This window comes from Roseococcus microcysteis, assembly GCF_014764365.1.
GTDB lineage: Bacteria > Pseudomonadota > Alphaproteobacteria > Acetobacterales > Acetobacteraceae > Roseococcus > Roseococcus microcysteis.
Genome location: NZ_CP061718.1, coordinates 779705 through 801530, shown reverse-complemented (window position 1 = coordinate 801530; position 21826 = coordinate 779705). Strand labels below are relative to the sequence as shown.

The window sequence follows — 21826 nt, the reverse complement described above, 5'->3', positions numbered from 1 at the left end:
TCAGCCAACGCTCCCTTCCAGCGAGATGGCGAGCAGCTTCTGCGCCTCCACCGCGAATTCCATGGGCAATTCCTTGAGCACTTCGCGGCAGAAGCCGTTCACGATGAGGCCCACCGCCTCCTCCTGGTTCAGGCCGCGGGCGCGGCAGTAGAACAGCTGGTCCTCGGCGATGCGGCTGGTGGTCGCCTCATGCTCGATCTTCGCGGTGGCGCAGCGGTTCTCGATGTAGGGCACGGTGTGCGCCCCGCACTGGTCGCCGATCAGCAGGCTGTCGCACTGGGTGAAGTTGCGGGCGCCGGTGGCCTTGGGGCTGATCTTTACCAGGCCTCGATAGGTGTTCTGCCCATGCCCCGCGCTGATGCCCTTGGAGACGATGGTGGACCGGGTGTTCTTCCCGATATGCCACATCTTCGTCCCGGTATCGGCCTGCTGGCGGTTGTTGGTGATGGCGACGGAATAGAACTCGCCCACGCTGTCATCGCCCTGCAGAATGCAGGAGGGATATTTCCAGGTGATGGCCGAGCCCGTCTCCACCTGCGTCCAGGAAATCTTGGACCGCGCGCCACGGCAGGCGCCGCGTTTGGTCACGAAGTTGTAGATGCCGCCCTTGCCTTCGGCGTCGCCGGGGTACCAGTTCTGCACGGTGGAATACTTGATGGTGGCGTCGTCCATGGCCACCAGCTCGACCACCGCGGCATGCATCTGGTTCTCGTCGCGCTGGGGCGCGGTGCAGCCTTCCAGGTAGGAGACATGGCTGCCCGCTTCCGCGATGATCAGCGTGCGCTCGAACTGGCCGGTGTTCTGGGCGTTGATGCGGAAATAGGTGGACAGCTCCATCGGGCAGCGCACGCCCTTGGGGATGTAGACGAAGCTGCCATCGGTGAAGACCGCGCTGTTCAGGCAGGCGAAGTAGTTGTCGCCCTGCGGCACCACGCTGCCGAGATACTGCTTCACCAGCTCCGGGTGCGTGTGCACCGCCTCGCTGATCGAGCAGAAGATGATGCCCTCCTTGCCCAGCCGCTCCTTGTAGGAGGTGGCGACGGAGACGCTGTCGAACACCGCGTCCACCGCGATGCCCTGCAGCCGCTCCTGCTCGCGCAGGGGAATGCCCAGCTTCTCGTAGGTGCGGAGCAGTTCGGGGTCCACCTCGTCAAGCGACTTCGGCACCACCTTGTTCTTCGGCGCGGCGTAGTAGTAGGCGTCCTGGTAGTCGAATTTGGGGTAGGAGACGGCGGCCCAATCGGGCTCCTCCATCTTCAGCCACATGGCATAGGCCTTCAGCCGCCATTCCAGCAGCCATTCCGGCTCACCCTTCTTGGCGGAGATGAAGCGGACGATGTCCTCGTTCAGCCCCTTGGGGGCGAACTCCATCTCGATCTTGGTCTCGAAGCCGAACTTGTAGCCGCCTTCCTGGGCGGACTGGACGGTCTCGATGGTTTCTGCGACGGCGGGCATTGCGTGCTCCTACTCGGCAGCCAGGCGGAAATCGGCCTCGACGGGGGCGAGCGCGTGCCCCGCCAGTTCGGCCACGGAAATCTTCTCGAGCGCATCGCGGATCGCGGTGTTCACCGGATCCCAACGACCGCGCACGGGGCAAAGATGCTCGCTCTCGCACAGCCCCGACCCACCATCCACGCAGGCGGTCAGCGCGATGGGGCCGTCGAAGGCCACGATCACCTCGGTCAGCTTGATGTCGGGCAGCGGCTTGGCCAGGCGGTAGCCGCCGCGCGCGCCGCGCAGCCCTTCCACCACCCCGGCCTGGGCCAGGGTCTTCAGCACCTTGGCCACGGTGGGCTCGGGCAGGCCGGTGCGCGTGGCAAGGCCCGGGGCGCTTTGCAAGGCGGCGGCCTCCTCGCCCATGCGGGCCAGGACCACGACCGCGTAATCCGTCAGTCTGGAGAGCCTGAGCACAGCGGTATCCTTCTGCTCCGGCTTAAATAGGACCAATCAAGTCCGATTTCCAGTGGGTGAGGGGCGCAACCCTGCATGTTTTCGCCGCATGGTCGCGTCTGGACCTCTCCTTAGGCCCGCCGCATCCTCGCTGGCAACAGCAGGAGAAGCCCATGCCCCATGTCATGACCGATGATGGTGTCGCGCTCCATTACGTCGAGGCCGGAAGCGGCACCCCCATCGTCTTCGTCCATGAATTCGCCGGCGATGCGCGCAGCTGGGAGCCGCAGATCCGCTACTTCTCCCGCCGCTATCGCTGCATCGCCTACCATGCCCGTGGATACCCGCCCTCGGACGTGCCGACCGATCCGCGTGCCTATTCGCAGGACCGCGCCACCGACGATATCGCGGCCGTGATCCAGGGGCTGGGTCTTGGCCCCGCGCATGTGGTCGGCCTCTCCATGGGTGCCTTCGCGGCCCTGCATCTCGGCCTGCGCCACCCGCACCTGGCCCGCAGCCTGACCGCGGCCGGGGTGGGCTATGGCGCCGCGCCCGACAAGCGCGCGCAGTTCCAGGCGGAGATCGATGCCTCGGTGGCGAAGCTCCGCGCAGGCGGCATGCAGGAATTCGGCCGCATCTACGCCCATGGCCCGACGCGCCTCATCTTCGAGGAAAAGGACCCGCGCGGCTTCGCCGAATTCGAGGCGCAGATGTGCGAGCATTCTACCGAAGGCTCCGCGCTGACCATGCTGGGCTGCCAGCGCGAGCGCCCCTCGCTCTTCGACCTCGAAGCCGGGTTCCGGAAGATGACCGTCCCCACCTTCATCATCGCCGGCGACGAGGACGACCCGACCCTCGAACCCGCCCTCTACCTCAAGCGCACCATCTCCACCTCGGCGCTGCTCGTCATGCCCAAATGCGGGCACACGATGAACCTGGAAGACCCCGGCGCCTTCAACAGCGCGCTGCAAGACTTCATCACCACCGTGGACGCCAACGCCTGGCGCCCCCGCATCCCGGCCAGCATCAGCGGCGGGATCATCGCGCAGCGGTAGCGTAGGGAGGCTGGCTCTCGGGGGGACGCCGTCCCCCCGAACCCCCTGCCAGGGGCCCAGGCCCCTGGGACCCCGTCTCATGGGGTTGGAGAGGGAGGGGCGTCGCGGGTGTGACCTTGTCACGCGCGCACCAGGCCCCTCCCTCTCCAACCCCATCACACTGAGAGGTTTCCAAAGGCCCCCGGCCTTTGGCGGGAGGGTCCGGGAGGGCGGCGCCCTCCCGGGACACAGCGCCCCCTACGCCACCCGCTGGGTGAAGACCTCCGCCATGCGCTCGGCGGGCCAGGCGCCGCTGAACATCACGCGGCCGTCCAGGGCGAAACTCGGCACGCCGGAGATGCCGATGCGGCGGAACTGGGCGTCTTCGGCGCGGATTTCGGCCTCCTCGGCGCCGGAGGCGAGGAATTCGGCGGCACCGTCAAAGCCGGCGCCGGTGGCGAGGGCGGCGAGGGTGGCGTCGTCGCCGATGTCCTGGCCGTCGTGGAAATAGGCCTGGAACAGGGCTTCCACCATGGCATCCTGGCGCGGCCCGGCCGCCCAGCGGATGAGGCGATGGGCCTTGATGGTGTTGGGCGTGCGCAGCATGCGGTCGTGGCGGAATTCGAGGCCCACGGCGCGCCCGGCCTCGGCCACGCGCGCATCGGCCTCCCGCGAGCGTTCGAGGCTGCCGAACTTGGCCGCGCGGTAGCTGGCGCGCTCGACGCCCTCGACGGGCATGTCGGGGTTGAGCTGGTAGGGGCGCCAATACACGGCGAAACCGCCGCCGAGCTGGCTCAGCGCGGCTTCCAGCTGCCGCTTGCCGATCCAGCACCAGGGGCAGATCGCGTCCGAGATCACGTCAATGCGGCGGGCCTGTTCCATGAAACGTATCCCCGTTGCGGCGGCGCCCCGATTGCGCCATTGCCGGTCCGTCATTGTTCTGCGGGCTGGATCGGGCCCGCGCAAGCCGGAATAGGCGAGGATCACCCCCATGCAGCTTTCCATCATCGGCCTCGGCATCATGGGCGAGCGCCTGTTGCGCGCGGCGCTGGACCATGGCGGCACGCGGGTTGTGGGCGTGTGGGACCCTTCGCCCGCGGCGGCGGCGCGGCTGGCTGCCATCACGGGCGCGGTGCCCATGCTGGACAGCGCCGAGGCGGCGATCGGGGCGGCCGAGGCCGTCTATGTCGCCTCGCCCCCCGCCTCGCACATCGCGCATGGGCAGGCGGTGCTGGGGGCGGGGCGTTCGCTCTTCCTGGAGAAGCCGCTCGCCTCCGACGTGGCGGCGGCGCGCGCCTTCGTGGCGGCCGCGGCCGGGCAGCGGGCGGCGGTGAACTTCCCCATGGCCTCCTCGCCGGCCGTCGCGCAGCTGCGCGCCTGGCTGCCGGAGGTAGGCGAGATCCAGTCCATCTCCATCAAGGTGGCCTTCGCCGCCTGGCCGCGTGCCTGGCAGGCGGCCGCCGCCTCCTGGCTCGCGCTGCGCGCCGAGGGCGGCTTTACGCGCGAGGTGGTGTCGCATTTCCTCTTTCTCGCGCAGCGCCTGGGCGGTGGGCTGCGGCTGGAGCAGGCACACGCCGAATTCCCGGGCGGCGAGGCCTGCGAGACGGCCATCACAGCGCGCCTGATGGCTGGGGACGTGCCGGTGACGCTGGAAGGTTCGGTCGGCACCGTGGCGGCGGAGGACCACAACCTCTTCGTTGTGACCGGCACCAAGGGCGCGCTGCGCCTGCGCGACTGGTCCTTCGCCGAGCGCCAGGGCGCCGATGGCGGCTGGCACGCCGCCCCTGACGCCCTGCCCAACCCGCAGATGCGCCCGCTGACCCTGTCGCGCCAGCTCGACAAGCTGGCCGCGCTCACGCGGGGCGAGAGCGTGGACCTCGCCACGCTCGGCGAGGCGCTGGCGGTGCAGGAGGTGGTGGAGGCGATCCTGGCGGCGTAGCCAGGTTCAATTGCCCGGCAGCAGGCGGCTGGGCAGCAGCACGCCATGCTGCTCCAGCACCGGATGCGCCACGCTGGCCAGGTGCGCCGAGACGCGGCGCAGGTCACGCACGCAGTCCAGCACGAAGCTGGGCACGGCGCCGCCTTCGCTGGCCAGGGCGCCGCCGGCCGTGACCACGCGGCGGGCCGCCTCACGCTCGGTCTCGCGCAGCTTCTCCTTGGCCGCGACGAGGCGGCGCGCGGCGTCGAGGTCCTCCGAGAGGAAGACCGTCACGGCCAGCGTCAGCTGCGCGCCCAGCGCGGCATGCACCGCGTCCAGCATGTCCTGCCCCTCCCGCGTGAGGTCGAGCCCACGGCGCTGGCGCTTGGCGGCGTGCTGCGCGAGGTCCCGAGCCAGCACATCGGCCGCTTGCTCCAGGGCGATCACGAAGCCCTGGATGCGCCGGGCGCGGCCCGCCTCCTCATCACCCAGCGCCTCGGCGGGCAGGGCGGCGAGGTAGGCGTGGATGGCGCGGTGCAGCCCGTCCACCGTGTCGTCCATGCGCGCGACGGGCTTGCCGGCCCCCCGGTCCTCGGTGGCGAAGCCATGGGCGGAAGCGGCCAGCATGTCCTTCAGCACATCCGCCACCCGCAGCGCCTCGCGCGTCGCGTGGGCCAGCGCGACGGAGGGGGTGCCGAGCGCCCCGCGGTCGAGGTAGCGGGGGGCGGCAGGGTCGGCCTCGGGCGGGGGCGGGTGCAATAGCCGCGTCAGCAGCCAGGCTTGCGGACGCAGCAGGGGCAGCGCCACCAATGCTGTCATCAAATTGAAGGCCAGGTGTGCGTTGGCGACCAGCCGCACCGGGTCGGGGTCCAGCGCCGCCATCAGGGCGGTGAAGCTTGGCAGCAAGGCCAATGCCACGGCGCAGCCCAGGGCCCGGTTCATCAGGTTGCCCAGCGGCAGGCGCAGCCGCGGCGGCCCCCCCGTGCCGCCCTGCGCCTGCAGCAGCGGGTTCAGCGCCGTGCCGAGATTGGCGCCCAGCACCATGGCCACCGCCGCCTCGGGTTGCAGGCTGCCGCCGCCCGCCAGCGCCGCGACGAAGAGCACGCCGGCCACCGAGGAATGCGCCGCCCAGGCCAGGATAGCCGCCATCAGCACCAGGACCAGGGGCATGTCGGCCAGCACGGCCAGCACCTCGCGCAGCCCCGCTGAGCGTTCCACGGGCGCGAGTGTGGCACCCAGCAGCGCCAGCGCCAGCAGCATCAGCCCCAGCCCGATGGCGACCCGCGCGAGGTCGCGCGTGCGGGTGCGGCCCGCGCGCCGGAAGGCGACGACGCCCGCCAGGATCAGGAGCGGCGACAGCCAGGCCATGTCGAAGGAGAGGGCCTGCACCAGCAGCGCCGTGCCCAGATTGGCCCCCAGCATGGCCGCCAGCGCCGGTGCCAGGCCCACCAGCCCGGCGGCGGCGAAGGAGCCCACCATCAGCGCCGTGGCGGTGCTGCTTTGCAGGACCGCGGTGACGCCCAGCCCTGCCAGCACCGCCCGCCAGGGCCGGCCCAGCGCCGCGCCCAGGATGGATTGCAGCCGCCCGCCATAGGCGCGCTGGATGCCGGACTGCACCATGTGCAGCCCCCAAAGGAGAAGCGCGGCCTCGCCGGCGAGCTGAAGGAGGAAGCGGAATTCGTTCACGGTGGTGAACGAGGTTTACGCCATTCCGGTTGAAGATGACAGTTTGATGACAGGGCTAATCTCGCGGTCGCAACAGCCACCACAGTGCCCCGCCCGCCACCAGCCCCCAGAAGGCGGCCCCCACGCCCCCCACGGTCAACCCCGAGGCGCTGACCACGAAGGTGGTGATGGCCGGGACGCGTGCGGATTCGCGCTCCAGCGCCGTGGCCAAGGCACCCGCCAGCGAGCCCAGCAGCGCCAAGCCCGCCACGGCCTGGATGAGCAACGGCGGGGCCGCCGCCACGATCACCGCCGCCATGCCGGACAGCACGGCGAAGCCCAGATAGCCCGCACTGGCCACCGCCCCCGCCACCCAGCGGCGACGCGGATCGGGGTGGGATTCCGGCCCCGCGCAAAGCGCCGCCGTGATGGCGGCGAGGTTCACCAGCTGCCCGCCCGCGAAGCCACCGGCGAAGCTGCCCAGCCCGGTGGCCACGAAGATGGGCCGCACGCCCGGCCGATACCCGTTGGCATGCAGCACCGCGAGGCCCGGCAAGTTCTGCGACGCCATCGTGACCAGGAAGAGCGGCAGCGCGATACCCGCCAGCGTGCCCCATTCCAGCCGCGGCGCCACGAATTCCAGCACGGGTGGCGTGAAGCCCGAGGCCCCCGGCAGTCCCGGCCCCAGCAGCAGCACGGCCACCGCGACCAGCACCGCGACCGGCACGGCCCAGAGCCGGTTGAGCCTCAGCATCACCGCCCAGGCCAGCACCACCGGCAGGGCAAGCCAGGGAATTGCCCCCACCGCCCGCACCGGCGCCAAGCAGAGGTCGAGCAACACGCCCGCCAGCATGGCCGCTGCCAGAGGCGCCGGGATGCGCTCCACGGCCTGGGCAAAGGGCCGCCACAGCCCCGCCACCACCACCAGCGCCGAGGCCACGAGGAAGGCGCCGACCGCGGCCGGGAACCCGCCCTCGGGCATGGCCGAGCCCGCCAGCAGCGCCGCCCCCGGCGTGGACCAGGCGATGCTGATGGGCATGCGCCACCACACGGAGAAGGCCAGCCCCAGCCCCCCCATCAGCAGGCACAGCACCACGAGGCCGGACGCCGCCTGGGCCGGCGTCGCGCCCATGGCCGCGAAGCCCGCCAGCACCACCGCGAAGGAGGAGGAGAAGCCGACAAAGGCCGCGAGCAGCCCCAGCGTGACGGGTTGCAGCATCAGGGTGTCAGGCGCAGCCGGGCGGTCGTGGCGGCGGGCTCACGCGTGAGGCGCAGGGTCTCGCCCGCCCGCCAGCGTTCCAGCAGATCCCCCCAGTGGCGCGAGAGCGGGTGGCCGGACTGCCCGGTGCCGATGATGGCCTCCGTGGCGTCGGGGTCCGACAGGTCCACCGCGATCCGCAGCCCCGCGCCATGCACGGCCGCGAAGGGCTCCGGCCCGGCTATGCGGAAGCTCTGGCGCTGCACGGTGTGGCCGTCGCCGCCCACGGGCGCGGCCAGGCCTGTCAGCCGGTTCAGCACGGGCACAAAGCGCAGCAGCGGGTGGTCGAAGCGGGCCTGGTGCGCCTGGCCCCAGCGCCATTGGGCGGGCTCGGGGCCGAAGCGGGCCACGAGGTCCGCCACCGCTTCCGCCATGGCCAGCGCCGCCATGGCCCGGCAATCCCCGCCGCACCACCATTCGCCGCGCGGGTCCGTCAGCAGGAAGCGCAGGAATTCCGCGCTGGTGGGGGCGTCGGGCGCCCCCGCCTGGGCGACCGCAAGCCGCGGCATGTGGTGGGAGAAGGCGGCCCAGATCAGCGGTTCCGGCCGGGCCGGGTCCATGTCGCCATCCCAGCCCGCCAGCAGGGCCTGCGCCGCCCCCACCGCGCCCGAGCCGCGGGGCAGGGTGTTGAGGAAGGGCAGGGCCTCCCGCGCCGGCAGGGAGAGCGTGTCCATCTGCACCGCCGCGAAGCCGGCCAGCGTGAAGCGCGCGCCGGGCGAGAGCAGTTCATGGATGCGGCGGAAGCGCCAGTCGCCATACCAGTCGCGGCCGAGGAAGGCGGGGTGGCCCTCCGGGCTCACGCGGTTGTTGGCGTTCACCAGCAGGCCGCTCCCCGGGTTCTCCACATGCGGCAGATCGTCGAATGGGATGAAGCCCCGCCAGGGCGCGGTGCCGGGGAAGGAGCCATCGCCCTCGCTGCGGAGGGGAGTGCGGCCGGTGAGGTACATGGCGATGCCGCCATCGCGCGCCGCCACCATCAGGTTCTGCGGCGGCGAGGTGATGCGCGCGGCGGCGTCGCGTGCGCCGGCGAGGTCCCGCGCGAGCGCCAGGCGCCGCAGCCCGTCCGCCGCGGTGTCGTTCGGCTCCAGGTTGGCCATGCGCACGGCCAGAACCCGGCCATCGGTGCGCGGCGTCTCGTCGAGGTCCGAGAGCACGGGGCCGTTTTCGGTCTCGCGCACCTCGAAGGTGACGGGCTCGCGCCCACGCACGCGGATGGTCTCGGTCCGCACCACGCGGGCGGCGGATTCCGGCTCGATATAGACGTCCTGCGTGTCGGAATGGGTGGTGGTGAAGCCCCAGGCGAGGTCCTGCGTGCGGCCGAACACCAGGAAGGGCACGCCGGGCGAGGTGGCGCCCGCGCGCAGGCCGCCATCGGCCAGCTCCACGCGCACCAGGTACCACAGCACGGGGGCGCCATAGCCCAGATGCGGGTCGGCCGCGAGCAAGGGCGCCGTGCCGCCCGCGCGCGGCCCCGCCACGGCCCAGGAATTGGAGGCCGAGCTGGGCAGGGGCGCGTCCTCGCCAAAGACCGGGATCGCGGCCAGCACGCGGTCCAGCTGCGGCAGCGCGGCAAGGTCGGGTCGCCCCGCGCTGCCATCCAGCGGCCAGAGATCCCACAGCCGCTCGGCGGGGAGGAGGGCGGCGAGGCGCGCGCGTTCCATCTCCACGCGGAAATTGTTGGAGAGCCAAAGCCCCATCACCTTGGCCCAGAGCAGGGAATGCCGCGGCTCCCAGGGCTCGGGCGCGCCGAGCAGCAGGAATTCCGGCGCGGCGAAGCGGCCGCGCGCCGCGATCCAGGCATTCACCCCGGCCGCATAGGCGTCCAGCATGTCGCGCGTCGCGGGCTCGAGCCCCGCGAGGTCCGCCTCGGCCCGCTGGGCCAGGCCCAGCACGCGCGAGAAACGGTCGAGCCGCAGCGCCGCGCCGCCCGCGATCTCGGAAAGCCGCCCCTCCGCCCCGCGCCGCATCGCCTCCATCTGGAAGAGGCGGTCGCGGGCATGGAGGTAGCCCAGCGCCATGGTGGCGTCGCGCTCCGTGGCGGCGCGGATGCGCGGGACGCCATGCGCGTCGAAGCTCACCTCCACCGGCGCGGAGAGGCCGGGCAGGGCGAGGCTTTCGTCGCGCGGCGGCAGCGTCCACCAGACGAGGCCGAGCGCCAGCGCCGGCACCGCCAGCACCAGCAGCAACAGGCCCAGCAGCGCGCCGCGCCAGAGGGAGGGGCGGCGGCGCCGCCTCATGGTCTCATTCGGGCTCGATCCCCGCGCTGCGGATCATCTCGCCCCAGGCGGCGATCTGCGCCACGATGAAGCGGCCGAGCTCCTCGGGCGTGGAGGTGAGGCCCTCGAACCGCGCCTGCGCCATGCGTTCGCGGTATTCGGGCTTGGCGCCCAGGCGCTGCATGGCGGCGCCCAGCGTGGCCGTGACCTCGGCCGGCAGGCGGGCAGGGCCCAGCAGGGCCGCCCAGCTCAGCATCTCGAAGCCGGTCATGCCGCCTTCGGCGAGGGTGGGCACATCGGGCGCCAGCCGCGAACGCTGGCCGGAGGTGACGCCCAGCGCGCGCAGCCGCCCCTCGCTCACATGCGCGATGGAGGGGGCGAAATCCACCACCATGCAGTTCACGCGGTTGGTCAGCAGGTCCGTCAGCGCGGGCGGGACCGAGCGGTAGGGCACATGCGTCATCTCCACCCCCGCATGCTTGGCCACCGCCGCACCGCCGACGATGCCCGAGCCATTGCCCGAGGCGTAGGTGATGCGCCCCGGATTGGCGCGCACATGGGCGATGAATTCCGGCAGGGTGCGGGCCGGGATGTCGGGGTGCACCACCAGCCAGAAGGCGTAGTTGCCCAGGCGCGAGATGGGCGTGAAGTCCGCGATCGGGTCATAGTCCAGCCGGCGCAGCAGCCAGGGGTTGGCGGCGTGCGGCGTGTTGGTGGTGACGAGCAGCGTGTGCCCGTCAGGCTGGGCGCGGGCCACGGCCATGGCGGCGATGGTGCCATTGGCGCCGGCGCGGTTCTCCACGGTGATGGTCGCGCCATCCATCTCTGCCGAGAGCATCTGGGCGAGGATGCGCGTGACGGCATCCGTGCCCGAGCCGGCGCCGAAGGGCACGACGAGCGTGATGGGGCGCGAGGGGCGCCAGCCGCCCTGGGCCAGGGCAGGGGCTGACAGCGCGGGCAGGGCGAGCGATGCGCCCAGCAGCGTGCGGCGTTGGAACATGACGTTATCCTCCATGGTCAGTGCGGCGGATCACCTTCTCGGGGTTCTCGCCATAGGGTGGTGCGTAGATCACGAGCACGCGCACCGGCGTGTCGCCAATCACCTGGAAAAGGTGTTCGGCATCGGCGGGGAAGAAGCAGGCATCGCCGGGCCCCATCTCGCCCTCTTCGCCATTGCAGGCGACGCGGGCGCGGCCTTCCAGCAGGTAGCAGATCTGCTCCAGCCCCGGATGGGCGTGGGGCAGGGCGGAGCCGCCGGGCTGCAGCGTGCCGTGCAGCATCTCGACCTGGCGCGCACCCACCGTTTCGGGGCCGATGAGGCGGTGGTTGACGGTGCCGTGGTGGTTGGCGGGGGAATAGGGCGTCACGTCGCCCATGCGGACGATGAGGGTCATGCCGCCCCCGATCGCCGGAGGGCGGCAGCCCGGAGGCGTGAATCGGTGGCGAACATCATGCCAACTCCATCTCCGCGACGGCCAGGATCGTGGCGAGGCTCGCGCGCATGCCGCGCAGCGAATCCTCGATCTCCACGTCGATCCATTCCTCCAGCGAATGCGCGCGGCCCCCGCGCCCGCCCGAGCCGATGCGAAGGGCCGGGATGCCGAGGCTCATCGGGATGTTGGCATCGGTGGAGGACCATTCGAAGGAGGGGCTGTAGCCCTCCGCCGCCACCGCCGCCGCGGCCAGCCGCGCGATGGGCGCGCCATTGGGCGTGTGGCCCGCGGGCCTGTCGCCCACGGGGGTGATCTCCACGCGGATGGTGCCCTCGCGCGCCATGTTCTCGGCGGCCACGGCGCCTTCGACGCCGGCCAGGAAGGCGCGTTCCAGCTTGGACAATTCCTCGGCCGAGGCGGAGCGCAAATCCACCTCCATCGTCACCGTCTCCGGGATGGCGTTGATCGAGGTGCCGCCCGAGACCACGCTGACGCAATGCGTCGTCACGGGTTCGCGGGGCACGCGGATGGCGGCGAGGCTGCGCGCGGCCTCGGCCATGGCATACATCGGGTTCACCATGCCGAAGGCGGCGTAGCTGTGGCCACCCGGGCCACGGAAGGTCACGCGGAAGCGGCGGGAGCCGATGCCGCCGGTGACGATGCGCTCCACCTCCGGGCTGTCCACCGTCAGGAAGCCACGGATGCGCTCGCGCTTCGGATGGGTCGCGAAGAGGTGCCGGATGCCGCGCAAATCGCCCAGCCCTTCCTCGCCCACATCACCGACGAACAGGATGTCATGCCGCGTGCGGATGCCCGCCGCGTCCATGGCGCGCAGGAAGGCGAGGTTCACGGCCAGGCTGCGCGTGTCGTCGCCCACGCCGGGGGCGAACAGCTTGGTGCCCTCGCGCCGCACCCGCACATCGGTGCCGGCGGGGAAGACGGTGTCGAGATGCGCCGCCACCACCAGGATGTCGCCATTGCCGAAGCCACGGCGCAGGCCCATGACGTTGCCGACCTCGTCCTGCGCGACCTCGTCCAGCCCATGGGCGCGCAGCATGTCGAGATAGGCGGCCGCGCGCTTCTCTTCCGCGAAGGGCGGGGCGGGGATTTCCGTGAGGGTGATGATGTCCTGCACCGTGCGGTCATGCTCGGCGCGCAGCACGTCGCAGGCGGCCTGGTAGGCGGCGTGGCCGCGGATGGAGGCGATGGTCTCGTCGGTGGTCACGCGAATTCCCTTTGTGAAGCAAGTGCCGCGGGTATGGCCCCACGGCGCGCGGCCTCGGCCCAGACGCGCTCGATGGCGGCGGCCCCGCGGCGGATGATGGCATCGGCGTCGCCGCGCACCAGGTCGCCGCCGCGCACCCGGATTTCGCCGGCGGTGACGACGGTGTGGACGTCGCTGCCGCGCCCATTGGTCAGCAGCGCGCGCAGGGGGTTCCAGATGGGCTGGTAGCGTGCGGCGGAGAGGTCGAACATCACGACATCGGCCCGGGCGCCGGGTGTCAGCCGCCCGAGATCGGGGCGGCCCAGCGCATCGGCGCTGTCGCGCGTGGCGGCCGTCAGCAGGCGTTCGGCGCTGCCCGCGCCCGGATTGGTGGATTGCGTCTTGGCGAGCAGCGCGGCGGCGCGCAATTCGTCCACCATGTCGAGCGTCACGCCATCCGTGCCGATGCCGAGCCGCACGCCGGAATCGAGGAAGCGCGCAATGGGCACGCCCTTGCCGGAGCGCGCAAAACCCAGCGGGCAGCAGGCGATGGTGGCATCGGCCTCGCGCACCATCGCGATCTCCTCATCGGTCGCGAGGAAGCAATGGCCCAGGATCACGCCCGGGCGCAGCAGGCCGCAATCGCGCAGATGCTCCACGCTGCCCTTGCCATGGGCGGCGCGCACGGCTGCGATCTCCAGCGGGTTCTGCGCGCAATGGACGGAGACGATGGCGCCCATCTCCCGCGCCGCCGCATCCACGCGCCGCAGCAATTCGGGCGAGTTGCTGTCGGGCCCATGCGGCCCGAAGCCCACCGAGGCCAGCCCGTCCGGCCCCTGGTGCCATTCGGCGTGCAGCTTCATCACGAAGTCGAAGCTGGCGTCGGAGGCATCCTCACCCTGCCAGACCGGCGTGCCCTCGGGCCCCATGGCGAGGTTGGGCACGGTGAAGGTGTAGGGGCAGGACCAGGTGCGCAGGCCCAGCGCCGTGGCGCGGGGCACGAATTCATGCTGCTGCGGGCGCCAGATGTCGAGCATCGCCGTCGTGCCCGTCATCAGGCATTCGAGCAGCGCCATCTCCACCGCGTCGCCGATGGCGTCCGGCTCCATGATCTCGGCGACCAGGTCGCCCAGCGGCATCAGCAGCGAGAACAGGATGTGCCCCGGCAGGCTGCCCGGCTGGATGTCATCCGCCAGCCCCCGGAACAGCGGGGCCGAGAAGGCGTGGTTGTGCAGGTTGATCAGCCCCGGCGTCAGCAGCCCCTGGGGTAGGGCGATGCGTTCGGCGTCCAGGCTCGGCGCCTCGTTGAGAATGGCCGTGATGCGGCCATTCTCGATGACGAAATGCGGGTGCTCCCTGAGGCCGGTCTCGGCGCACCAGGACCAGCGCGGCGAGAGCACCAGCGCCATGGCTCAGGCCACCTGGTTCACGAGGCTGGCCTCGCCGCGCTGGAGACGGCCGATGTTCTCCATCATCAGGTCCAGCACGTTGATCTCATAGGCGCAGGTCTCGCCGCCGGTATGCGGCGTCAGGTAGCAATTGGGCAGCGTCCAGAGAGGGGATTCCTCGGGCAGCGGCTCGGCCATCATCACGTCCAGCGCGGCGCCACGGATGGCGTTGGATTGCAGGGCGGTGATCAGCGCGGGCTCGTCCACCACGGCGCCGCGCGCGCAGTTGACGAGGTAGGCGCCGGGCTTCATGGCCGCCAGTGCTTCGGCGCCGATCAGGCCGCGCGTGGCGTCGGTCAGCGGGCAGACCAGCACCACGAAATCCGCGCGCGGCAGCAGGCCGGGCAGGGCGGAGGTGGCATGCACCTCATCGGCGCCCGCCGTGCCGCTGGCCGGGTTCTGCCGGACGCCGATGACATGCATGTCGAAGGCCTTGAGCAGCTTGATCAGCCGCGCGCCGATGCGCCCCGTGCCGACGACGATGGCGGTCTTGCCGGCCAGCTCATCCTCGCGCTGCGCGAAGTCACCCTTCATGCCGGAGAAGAACTTCTTGTGCTGGTCGTCGCGCGCCACGAACAGCTTGCGCGTGATGCCCAGCATCAGCCCCACCGCATGCTCGCTGACCGCATTGGCATTGGCGCCGGCGGCGGAAGCCAGGCGGATGCCGTGCTGCGCGAAGACCGCGCGGTCATACTGGTCCGTGCCGGCCGACAGCGACTGGACGAACTTCAGCCGGGGCGAGAGCGCGGGCAGGGTGTTGCGCCAGAGGCCGCTGACCACCAGCACATCCGCCTCGCCGATCCGCGCCTCGAGTTCGGCCAGGGAGCGCACCTCGAAATGGGGGAAGGGCGCGCCCCGCTCGGCGAAACGCTCGGCGCAGCGATAGGCCACATGGGCGAAGCAGATGGTGGGGTTGGTCGGAAATGTCACGCGGATGCCTCTTCAAGAAAGACCTGCACGGCCTGGAACAGAGCGCCCCGGTTGCGCTCCATGAGCATGGTGTGGGTGCCCTCGCCCAGCAGCACCATCCGCCGCCCGGGCGAGGAGGTCAGCAGCGGCAGGATGGTGAAGGCCATGGAGGGCGGCGTGTCGCGGTCCCATTCGCCCACCACCAGCAGGGTGGGGGCGGTGACGCGGCCGGGTTCCCAGAAGGGGCGGCCCGCCTGCCAGTATTCGCGGCTGTCCTGCAGCACGCCATTGGGCGCGCGCAGCGCCGCGGGGCTGCGGCGCAACCCTTCGGGATCCGTGGCCCAGGTGACGCCGGCCCAATGCTCGAACCAACCGCCGGGGATCAGGTTGGCGCGGGCCGCTTGCGGCACGCCATTCATCCAGCGCTCGCGCGCCTGGGCCTGGGTGACGAAGCGGTAGGCGCCCATCGCATCGCCGGCCGGGCTCGCGCCCTCGCGCAGCCAGACGGGGGCGAAGAGGACCAAGCGTTCGACCAGGGTCGGGTTGTCGGCGGCGAAGCGGCCCATCAGCGCGGTGCCCCAGGACCAGCCCATATGGATCAGGCGGGGGACGGAGCGGCGCTCGCGGATGAAGGCGGCGGCGGCGGCGATGTCGGCCACCGCGACCTCGCCGCGCACCAGGGGCGGGTTGGCCTCGGGCGGCTGGGCCATCTCGGGCGGGCGGGTGCTGCGGCCGTAGCCGCGCAAATCGAGGCACCACACGTCGAAGCCGCGGCCGGCCATGTAGTCCATCCAGGACAGCCCCCCCAGCGGCAGGTCGAAGGAGGTGTGGGCCGGGTAGGTCGCGCCATGCACGAACAGCACGGTGCGCGCGGGCGAGAAGCTGGTGAGGTTCTCCGGACGCTTGTTGCGCAGGAACAGCTCGATCCCCGCATCGCCGGACGGGACCATGAATTCCTCGCTCACCAGCGCGGCCTGGGCCGAGGCGGGGCTCGGCAGGAGAAGCGGCGCGGCGAGCAGCGGCGCGGCCAGCACGGCACGGCGTTGCATGGAAACCTCCTCGGCTTGTTGGGCGGCAGACTAGCCAAGCCCGCCCGGTTCCGCGAGGGGCCTACCTCTCGCAGCGTATGAAGAGTGTGGAGCGGTGCGCGACATCCCCCACATCCGCCGTGGACAGGTCGCGCCCCCGGCTTTCGGCCAACAGGGGCGTGATGCCGGCGCGGCGCGCGAATTCCAGTGCCGTGCGCCCCTGCACCGCGAAGTTGATGTTCTGCGCGATGTCGCCCGTGCTCTGCGCCAGGCGCTGGGCGTTGAGCTTGGAGACGATGACGCCCACCACATTTCCCTGCATGTCCAGCAGCGGCCCGCCGGAATTGCCGGGCTGGACCTCGGCGCTGATCTGGAACTGGTTGGGGTTGTCGCGCAGGCCGCGCAGCCCGTTCACCTCGCCGCGCGTCAGCTTGGGTTCGGAGCTCAGCAGGCCAGCCAGCGGGAAGCCATAGGCCACCACCCCCTCGCCCCGGCGCAGGGCGGGCGCCTCGCGGAAGGGCAGGGCGGGCCCCACCAGCCCGGGGACGTTCAGGATGGCGAGGTCGAGCGCCGCATCGGCCCGCGCGGGCGGGGCGGCGGCCAGCCAATGGCCGGAGGGCGTGTTGAGGATGATGCGGTTGCAGCCATCAATCACATGCTGGTTCGTCATCACCAGGCCATCGGCGATGAGGAAGCCCGAGCCGGTGGAGACGCGCTGGGCCCGCCGGTTGGGCTCGGCACGCGGCACCTGGGGGTTGGCGGGGCCGGCCATGCGGGGCGCGGCTGCGACGGCGGCGGCCAGGCGCTGGAGGTCCAGGTTGCGGTTCACGCAGATATCCTGGTCGCGCAGCACGGCCTCGCGCCCGTCCTGGGCCACGAGTCGCAGGTCGAAGCGGCAGCCGGCATCGGCGCTGGGCGTCACGCGGAAGCCTCCGCCATCGGGCAGGGGCCGGTCGGGGCGCAGCAGGTTGGGCCCCCAGTCGCCCGCCCCGCCGCGCGGGCTGCGGACGGCGTGCAGGGCGGTGGCCGGTACGCCCGAGCGGTTCACCACCCGGAATTCCTGTGGTTGCGCCGCATTCTGGGCGAGGGAGGGGAAAGCCAGGGTCGCCCCCAGCAGCAGGGTGGCCATGAATGCGCGCATGCCAGCCATGTGCCGTCCCGCTTGCGCTGGCGCAAGGTCAATCCGGCCTTGACCCTGCCATGGTGTCAGGCACCACCTGTCGGAACATGATGGATCACGCCGCCACCCTTTCCCGGACCACCCTCGCTTTGTCGGGGCTGAGCTGCGCCAGCTGCGTGCGCCGCGCGGAGGCCGCGCTGGCCGCCGTGCCCGGCGTGGCCGAGGCACGGGTGAACCTGGCCGATGAAAGCGCCACCGTCACCGGCACCGCCGATCTGCCCGCCCTGGAGGCCGCGCTGCGCCGCGCGGGCTACGGCCTGCGGGAAGAGGTGCTGGAGCTGGGCGTCACGGGCATGAGCTGCGCCTCCTGCGTGGGCCGGGTCGAGCGCGCCCTGCGGGCCGTGCCGGGGGTGATCGAGGCCGGGGTGAACCTGGCCACCGAGCGCGCCACCCTGCGCATCATGGCCGGCACCGAAACCTCCGCGCTGGAGGCGGCCCTCACCCGCGCCGGCTATGCCCTGGCCGAGACGGAGCAACGCCGCCGCCTGCCGCGCGAGGATCTGGCGCTGGGCGCCGCCTTCCTCCTGGCCCTGCCCTTCATGGCCGGGATGCTGGGCATGGCGCTGGGCCAGGGCATGGCCTGGATGCCGGGCGGCTGGTGGCAGCTGGCGCTGGCCACGCCGCTTCAATTCGGGCTGGGCTTCCGCTTCTACCGCGCCGGCTGGGCCGCGCTGCGCGCCGGCACGGGCAACATGGACCTGCTGGTGGCCATCGGCACCAGCGCGGCCTTCGGGCTGTCGCTCTGGATGCTGCTGCTGGGGCATGACCACCTCTATTTCGAGGCCGCCGCCCTCATCATCTTCTTCGTCCTGCTGGGCAAGCGGCTGGAGGCGCGGGCCAAGCGCTCCACCGCCGGCGCCATCCGCGCCCTGCTGGACCTCCGCCCCCGCACCGCCCGCCGCATCGAGAATGGCGAGGAGCGCGAAGTCCCCGCCGCCCTGCTGCGCGTGGAGGACCGCGTGGCGCTGCGCCCTGGCGAGCGCGTGCCCGCCGATGGCGTGATCGAGCGCGGCGAGGCGGGGCTGGACGAGGCCGCCATCACCGGCGAAAGCCGCCCGGTGCCCAAGCATCCGGGCGATGCGCTGATCACCGGCACGGTGGTGCTGGACGGGCATTTGACGCTCCGCGTCACCGCCACCGGCGAGGACACGGTGCTGGCGCGCGTGGCCGCCCTGGTCGCCGCCGCCCAGGCCAGCCGCGCTCCCATCCAGAAGCTGGTGGACCGCGTCTCGGCGGTCTTTGTGCCGGTGGTGATGGCGCTGTCCTTCGTCACGCTGCTGGCCTGGCTGGCGCTCGGCGCGGGGGCGAGGAGGCCATCCTGCACGCGGTCGCCGTGCTGGTCATCGCCTGCCCCTGCGCGCTGGGCCTTGCCACGCCCGCCGCCATCATGGCCGGCACCGGGGCCGCGGCGCGGGCGGGCATCCTGCTGCGCGACGCGGATTCCATCGAGCGCGGCCATGCCGCCACCCTCGTCGCCTTCGACAAGACGGGCACGCTGACCGAAGGGCGGCCCGTGCTGGCGGCGCTTCATGAGGCGGAGCCGGGCGCGCTGGCGCTCGCCGCCGCGCTGCAGGCTGGCAGTGAGCACCCGCTGGCCCGCGCCGTGCTGGCCGCCCATGGTGGCGCCACGGCACCCGTCGAGGATTTCCGCGCCCTGCCCGGACGAGGCGTGCGCGGCGTGGTGGCGGGCCGCGCCCTGCAACTGGGCGGCCCGCGCCTGCTGGCCGAGAGCGGTGCCGCACCCGCCTTCACGACCGAGGCCGCCGAACATGAGGCCGCCGGCCGCACTTTGGCCTGGCTGGTGGAGGGCGAGCGGGTGCTGGCCCTGCTGGCCTTCGAGGACGCCGTGAAGCCCGGCGCCGCCGAGGCCGTGGCGCGTCTGGCCGCCATGGGCGTGCGGGTGGCCATGCTGTCGGGTGATTCGCCCGCGGCGGCCCAGGCGGTCGCGTCCCGTCTCGGCATCACCGAGGTCGAGGCCGGGCTGCTCCCCGCCGACAAATCCGCCCGCATCGCGGGCTGGCAGGCCCAGGGGCTGAAGGTTGCCATGGTGGGCGATGGGGTGAATGACGCGCCGGCTCTGGCGGCGGCCGATCTCGGCATCGCCATGGGCAGCGGCACGGACGCGGCCATCGCGGCCGCCGGGGTCACGCTGCTGCGTGGCGACCCCCGCCTTGTGCCGGCGGCGCTGGAAGTGGCGCGGGCCACGCGGCGCAAGGTCCGGCAGAATCTGTTCTGGGCCTTCATCTACAATTCGGCCGGGCTGCCGCTGGCGGCGTTCGGATTTCTGTCGCCCGCATTGGCGGGGGCGGCCATGGCGGCCTCCTCCGTCTCGGTGCTGGGCAATGCGCTGCTGCTCTCCCGCTGGACGTGGAGAGAAGCCAAGGAGAGGGGGACCCCGGAATGAACATCGGCGAGGCGGCGGCCGCGAGCGGCGTCAGCGCCAAGATGATCCGCCACTACGAGACGCTGGGCCTGGTGCGGCCCGAGCGGCGGATGAACAATTACCGCGCCTACACCGAGCAGGACGTGTCGGTGCTGCGCTTCATCCGGCATGCGCGGGAACTGGCCTTCCCCCTCTCCGAGGTGAAGCGGCTGCTCGCGCTGTGGCAGGACAGCGGGCGCAAAAGTGCCGAGGTGCAGCGCATCGCGCTGTCCCATGTCGAGGCGCTGGAGGAGAAGGCGCGCTCGCTCCAGGCCGTCGCGGCCTCGCTGCGGCATCTGGCGCGGGCCTGCCAGGGCAATACGCGGCCCGAATGCCCCATCATCGAACATCTGGAGAGCTGAGCATGGCCACCATGGAACTGACGGTGCAGGGCCTGACCTGCGGCCATTGCGTGCGCGCCGTAACCGAGGCCATCCAGGCGCGCGACCCCGCGGCCCAGGTGGCGGTGACGCTGGAGGGCGGGCTTGTGCGCGCCGAGACGGTGCTGGACCGCCTGGCGATGGTCGCCGCCATCGAGGGCGAGGGCTACAAGGTGACAGGCTAGACCGCCCGCGCGCGGCCTTCCCAGAAGGGTGCGCGCAGCTTGCGCTTCAGCAGCTTGCCATTGGGGTCGCGCGGCATGGCCTCCACCGCCTCGTAGCTGCGGGGCACCTTGAAGCCGGCCAAAACCCCGCGCAGCCCCTCCTGCAAGGCCGCCGCGTCCAGCGCCGCCCCGGCTTCGAGCTGCACCACGGCGTGCAGCCTCTCCCCATATTCCTCGTCTGGCACGCCGAAGACGGCGCAATCCAGCACGGCCGGCTGGCGCAGCAGCGCGGCCTCGATCTCGGCCGGGTAGATGTTCACGCCGCCCGAGATCACCATGTCCGAGGCGCGGTCGGCCACGTAGAGGAAGCCGTCGCCGTCCAGCCAGCCCATGTCGCCCAGGGTGAAGAGGCCCTCATGCTCCACGGCCGCCCGCGCTTCCGGGTTGTTGTGGTAGGTCCAGTCCGGATAGGCGTGGTTGCGGGCATAGATGCGGCCCACGACGCCGGGCGGGCAGGGGCGGCCTTCCTCATCCAGGATGCGCAGCGTGACATCGGCCACGGGGCGGCCCGCCGTGCCGGGGCGGGCCAGGCTGTCCTCCGCGCGGCAGGCGGTCAGCATGCCGGTCTCGGTGCTGGCATAGGTCTCGGTGATGATGGGGCCGAACCATTCGATCATGGCGCGCTTGACCTCGGGCGCGCAGGGGGCGCCGGTGGAGGCCACGACCTTCAGCGAGGAAATGTCGTAGCGCGCCCGCACCTCCGGCGGCAGGCGCAGCAGCCGGACATACATCACGGGCACGAGATAGACGGTGGTGATGCGGTGGCGCTCGATCAGCGCCAGCGTTTCCTCCGCGTCGAAGCGCGGCGCCAGCACCAGGAGGTCGCCGAAGGCCAGGGCGTTCTGCGCGATCACGGTGGGCCCGGCATGGTAGAGCGGGGCCGAGACCAGCACGCGGCTGCCCTCCGTCACCCCCAGCGTCTCCTCCACCACGCGGCGCATCCGCGCCTGGCGGGCCGGCAGTTCACCGAGCGGGATGGGCAGGCGCCGCACGCCCTTCGGCCGGCCGGTGATGCCGGAGGTATAGCCCATCTGCCCGCGCGGACTGGCGGGGGGGCCGGCATAGGGGGGCTGGGCGGCGAGCCAGGTCTCATAATCCAGCGCGCCCTCCGCCCCGCCCACCGCCAGGACCGGCAGGCCGGGCGGGAGGATCTCGCGCAAGGCGGGCAGCAGCGCCGCGTCCGCGATCAGCGCCTTGGCCCCGCTGTCGGCCAGGATGAAGGCGATCTCGGGCGGGGTCAGGTGCCAGTTCAGCGCGGCGTAGTAGGTGCCGCCGATCCTGCAGGCGAGGATCACATCCGCCCAGACCGGCCCGTTGCGCAGCAGCACCGCCACCGCGTCATTTTCCTTGAGGCCGAGCCCCCGCAACCCTCCGGCCAGCGCGGCCCCGCGCCGATCCAGCGCCTCGCCCGGGATGCTCTGCCGTTCGAAGATCAGGGCGCTGGTCATGGCGGGTCGTCTCCGGGGAATCTATGATTTATTTCTGCAAAGGCGTTGCATCAGACCCGTCAAGTGCTTGATGAAGCACGCCGAAACATTTCGCCCTTGTCAAGCTTAGGCCAGTCGCGCCACCTTCTGCATGCGCCCATGACGGCGAGCCACTCCTGCCCCGAGGAGA

Annotated in this window: 19 protein-coding genes and 1 pseudogene; 6 read left to right on the top strand and 14 right to left on the bottom strand. The window is 71.8% G+C overall.

Going from position 1 to position 21826, the window contains the following annotated elements:
* Together sufB and ICW72_RS03705 are read right to left on the bottom strand one after the other, a co-directional pair.
* Nucleotides 1–1455 (bottom strand): Fe-S cluster assembly protein SufB, encoded by a 1455-nt coding sequence (gene sufB, locus ICW72_RS03710; RefSeq protein WP_191084995.1) that lies wholly within the window; start codon nucleotides 1453–1455, stop codon nucleotides 1–3.
* A gap of 9 nt (nucleotides 1456–1464) precedes the next feature.
* Nucleotides 1465–1911 (bottom strand): SUF system Fe-S cluster assembly regulator, encoded by a 447-nt coding sequence (locus ICW72_RS03705; RefSeq protein ID WP_191084994.1) that lies wholly within the window; start codon nucleotides 1909–1911, stop codon nucleotides 1465–1467.
* Between the two features lie 152 nt (nucleotides 1912–2063).
* Here ICW72_RS03705 and ICW72_RS03700 point away from each other — a divergent pair, with 152 nt between their 5' ends.
* A complete protein-coding gene (locus ICW72_RS03700; protein WP_191084993.1) occupies nucleotides 2064–2945 on the top strand; it encodes an alpha/beta fold hydrolase in 882 nt (293 codons plus the stop codon).
* A gap of 237 nt (nucleotides 2946–3182) precedes the next feature.
* Here the strand turns inward: ICW72_RS03700 and ICW72_RS03695 are convergent, their stop codons facing one another.
* Nucleotides 3183–3806 (bottom strand): DsbA family oxidoreductase, encoded by a 624-nt coding sequence (locus tag ICW72_RS03695; RefSeq protein WP_191084992.1) that lies wholly within the window; start codon nucleotides 3804–3806, stop codon nucleotides 3183–3185.
* Nucleotides 3807–3915: 109 nt separating this feature from the next.
* Between ICW72_RS03695 and ICW72_RS03690 the strand changes: the two genes are divergently transcribed.
* Nucleotides 3916–4863, top strand: a complete 948-nt coding sequence (locus ICW72_RS03690; protein ID WP_191084991.1) for a Gfo/Idh/MocA family protein — start codon at nucleotides 3916–3918, stop codon at nucleotides 4861–4863.
* 6 nt (nucleotides 4864–4869) lie between these two features.
* Here the strand turns inward: ICW72_RS03690 and ICW72_RS03685 are convergent, their stop codons facing one another.
* The 10 genes from ICW72_RS03685 to ICW72_RS03640 all read right to left on the bottom strand — a co-directional run bounded on the left by ICW72_RS03685 (nucleotide 4870) and on the right by ICW72_RS03640 (nucleotide 17144).
* Nucleotides 4870–6528, bottom strand: coding sequence for a Na/Pi cotransporter family protein (locus tag ICW72_RS03685; protein WP_191084990.1), 1659 nt, complete (start codon nucleotides 6526–6528; stop codon nucleotides 4870–4872).
* A 55-nt stretch (nucleotides 6529–6583) separates the two neighbouring features.
* Complete coding sequence (locus tag ICW72_RS03680) at nucleotides 6584–7726, bottom strand: benzoate/H(+) symporter BenE family transporter (RefSeq protein WP_191084989.1); 1143 nt, start codon at nucleotides 7724–7726, stop codon at nucleotides 6584–6586.
* On the bottom strand, nucleotides 7726–10002 hold the full coding sequence (locus ICW72_RS03675; protein WP_191084988.1) for a penicillin acylase family protein: 2277 nt from the start codon (nucleotides 10000–10002) through the stop codon (nucleotides 7726–7728). The genes ICW72_RS03680 and ICW72_RS03675 overlap by 1 nt, the downstream gene beginning before the upstream one ends.
* Nucleotides 10003–10006: 4 nt before the next feature.
* Nucleotides 10007–10981 (bottom strand): Bug family tripartite tricarboxylate transporter substrate binding protein, encoded by a 975-nt coding sequence (locus ICW72_RS03670; protein ID WP_191084987.1) that lies wholly within the window; start codon nucleotides 10979–10981, stop codon nucleotides 10007–10009.
* Nucleotides 10982–10985: 4 nt separating this feature from the next.
* Complete coding sequence (locus tag ICW72_RS03665; protein WP_191084986.1) at nucleotides 10986–11375, bottom strand: cupin domain-containing protein; 390 nt, start codon at nucleotides 11373–11375, stop codon at nucleotides 10986–10988.
* Between the two features lie 55 nt (nucleotides 11376–11430).
* Nucleotides 11431–12639 (bottom strand): M20/M25/M40 family metallo-hydrolase, encoded by a 1209-nt coding sequence (locus ICW72_RS03660; protein ID WP_191084985.1) that lies wholly within the window; start codon nucleotides 12637–12639, stop codon nucleotides 11431–11433.
* Nucleotides 12636–14027, bottom strand: coding sequence for an amidohydrolase family protein (locus ICW72_RS03655; protein WP_191084984.1), 1392 nt, complete (start codon nucleotides 14025–14027; stop codon nucleotides 12636–12638). The genes ICW72_RS03660 and ICW72_RS03655 overlap by 4 nt, the downstream gene beginning before the upstream one ends.
* 3 nt (nucleotides 14028–14030) lie before the next feature.
* Entirely contained in the window at nucleotides 14031–14996 is a 966-nt protein-coding gene (locus tag ICW72_RS03650; protein ID WP_191084983.1) for a D-2-hydroxyacid dehydrogenase, read from the bottom strand.
* On the bottom strand, nucleotides 14993–16024 hold the full coding sequence (locus ICW72_RS03645; RefSeq protein WP_191084982.1) for an alpha/beta hydrolase: 1032 nt from the start codon (nucleotides 16022–16024) through the stop codon (nucleotides 14993–14995). The genes ICW72_RS03650 and ICW72_RS03645 overlap by 4 nt, the downstream gene beginning before the upstream one ends.
* Nucleotides 16025–16085: 61 nt before the next feature.
* Entirely contained in the window at nucleotides 16086–17144 is a 1059-nt protein-coding gene (locus ICW72_RS03640) for a S1C family serine protease (protein ID WP_223880801.1), read from the bottom strand.
* Here ICW72_RS03640 and ICW72_RS21190 point away from each other — a divergent pair.
* The 4 genes and pseudogenes from ICW72_RS21190 to ICW72_RS03625 form a co-directional block, all read left to right on the top strand.
* Nucleotides 17135–18430: pseudogene (locus ICW72_RS21190) on the top strand (heavy metal translocating P-type ATPase); the annotation flags it as partial. The gene ICW72_RS03640 and the pseudogene ICW72_RS21190 sit on opposite strands and share 10 nt — an antisense overlap.
* 86 nt (nucleotides 18431–18516) lie before the next feature.
* Nucleotides 18517–19587: a heavy metal translocating P-type ATPase gene (locus ICW72_RS21185; protein ID WP_332308982.1), complete on the top strand. Its 1071-nt coding sequence runs from the start codon at nucleotides 18517–18519 to the stop codon at nucleotides 19585–19587.
* Nucleotides 19584–19967 carry a MerR family transcriptional regulator gene (locus ICW72_RS03630; protein ID WP_191084980.1) on the top strand — a complete coding sequence of 128 codons (384 nt, stop codon included), beginning with the start codon at nucleotides 19584–19586 and terminating at the stop codon, nucleotides 19965–19967. The genes ICW72_RS21185 and ICW72_RS03630 overlap by 4 nt, the downstream gene beginning before the upstream one ends.
* Nucleotides 19968–19969: 2 nt before the next feature.
* On the top strand, nucleotides 19970–20170 hold the full coding sequence (locus ICW72_RS03625) for a heavy-metal-associated domain-containing protein (RefSeq protein ID WP_191084979.1): 201 nt from the start codon (nucleotides 19970–19972) through the stop codon (nucleotides 20168–20170).
* On the opposite strand, the gene ICW72_RS03620 is transcribed toward ICW72_RS03625, so the two are convergent.
* Nucleotides 20167–21657 (bottom strand): AMP-binding protein, encoded by a 1491-nt coding sequence (locus ICW72_RS03620; RefSeq protein WP_191084978.1) that lies wholly within the window; start codon nucleotides 21655–21657, stop codon nucleotides 20167–20169. The two genes, ICW72_RS03625 and ICW72_RS03620, sit on opposite strands and share 4 nt — an antisense overlap.
* Nucleotides 21658–21826: the final 169 nt, after the last annotated feature.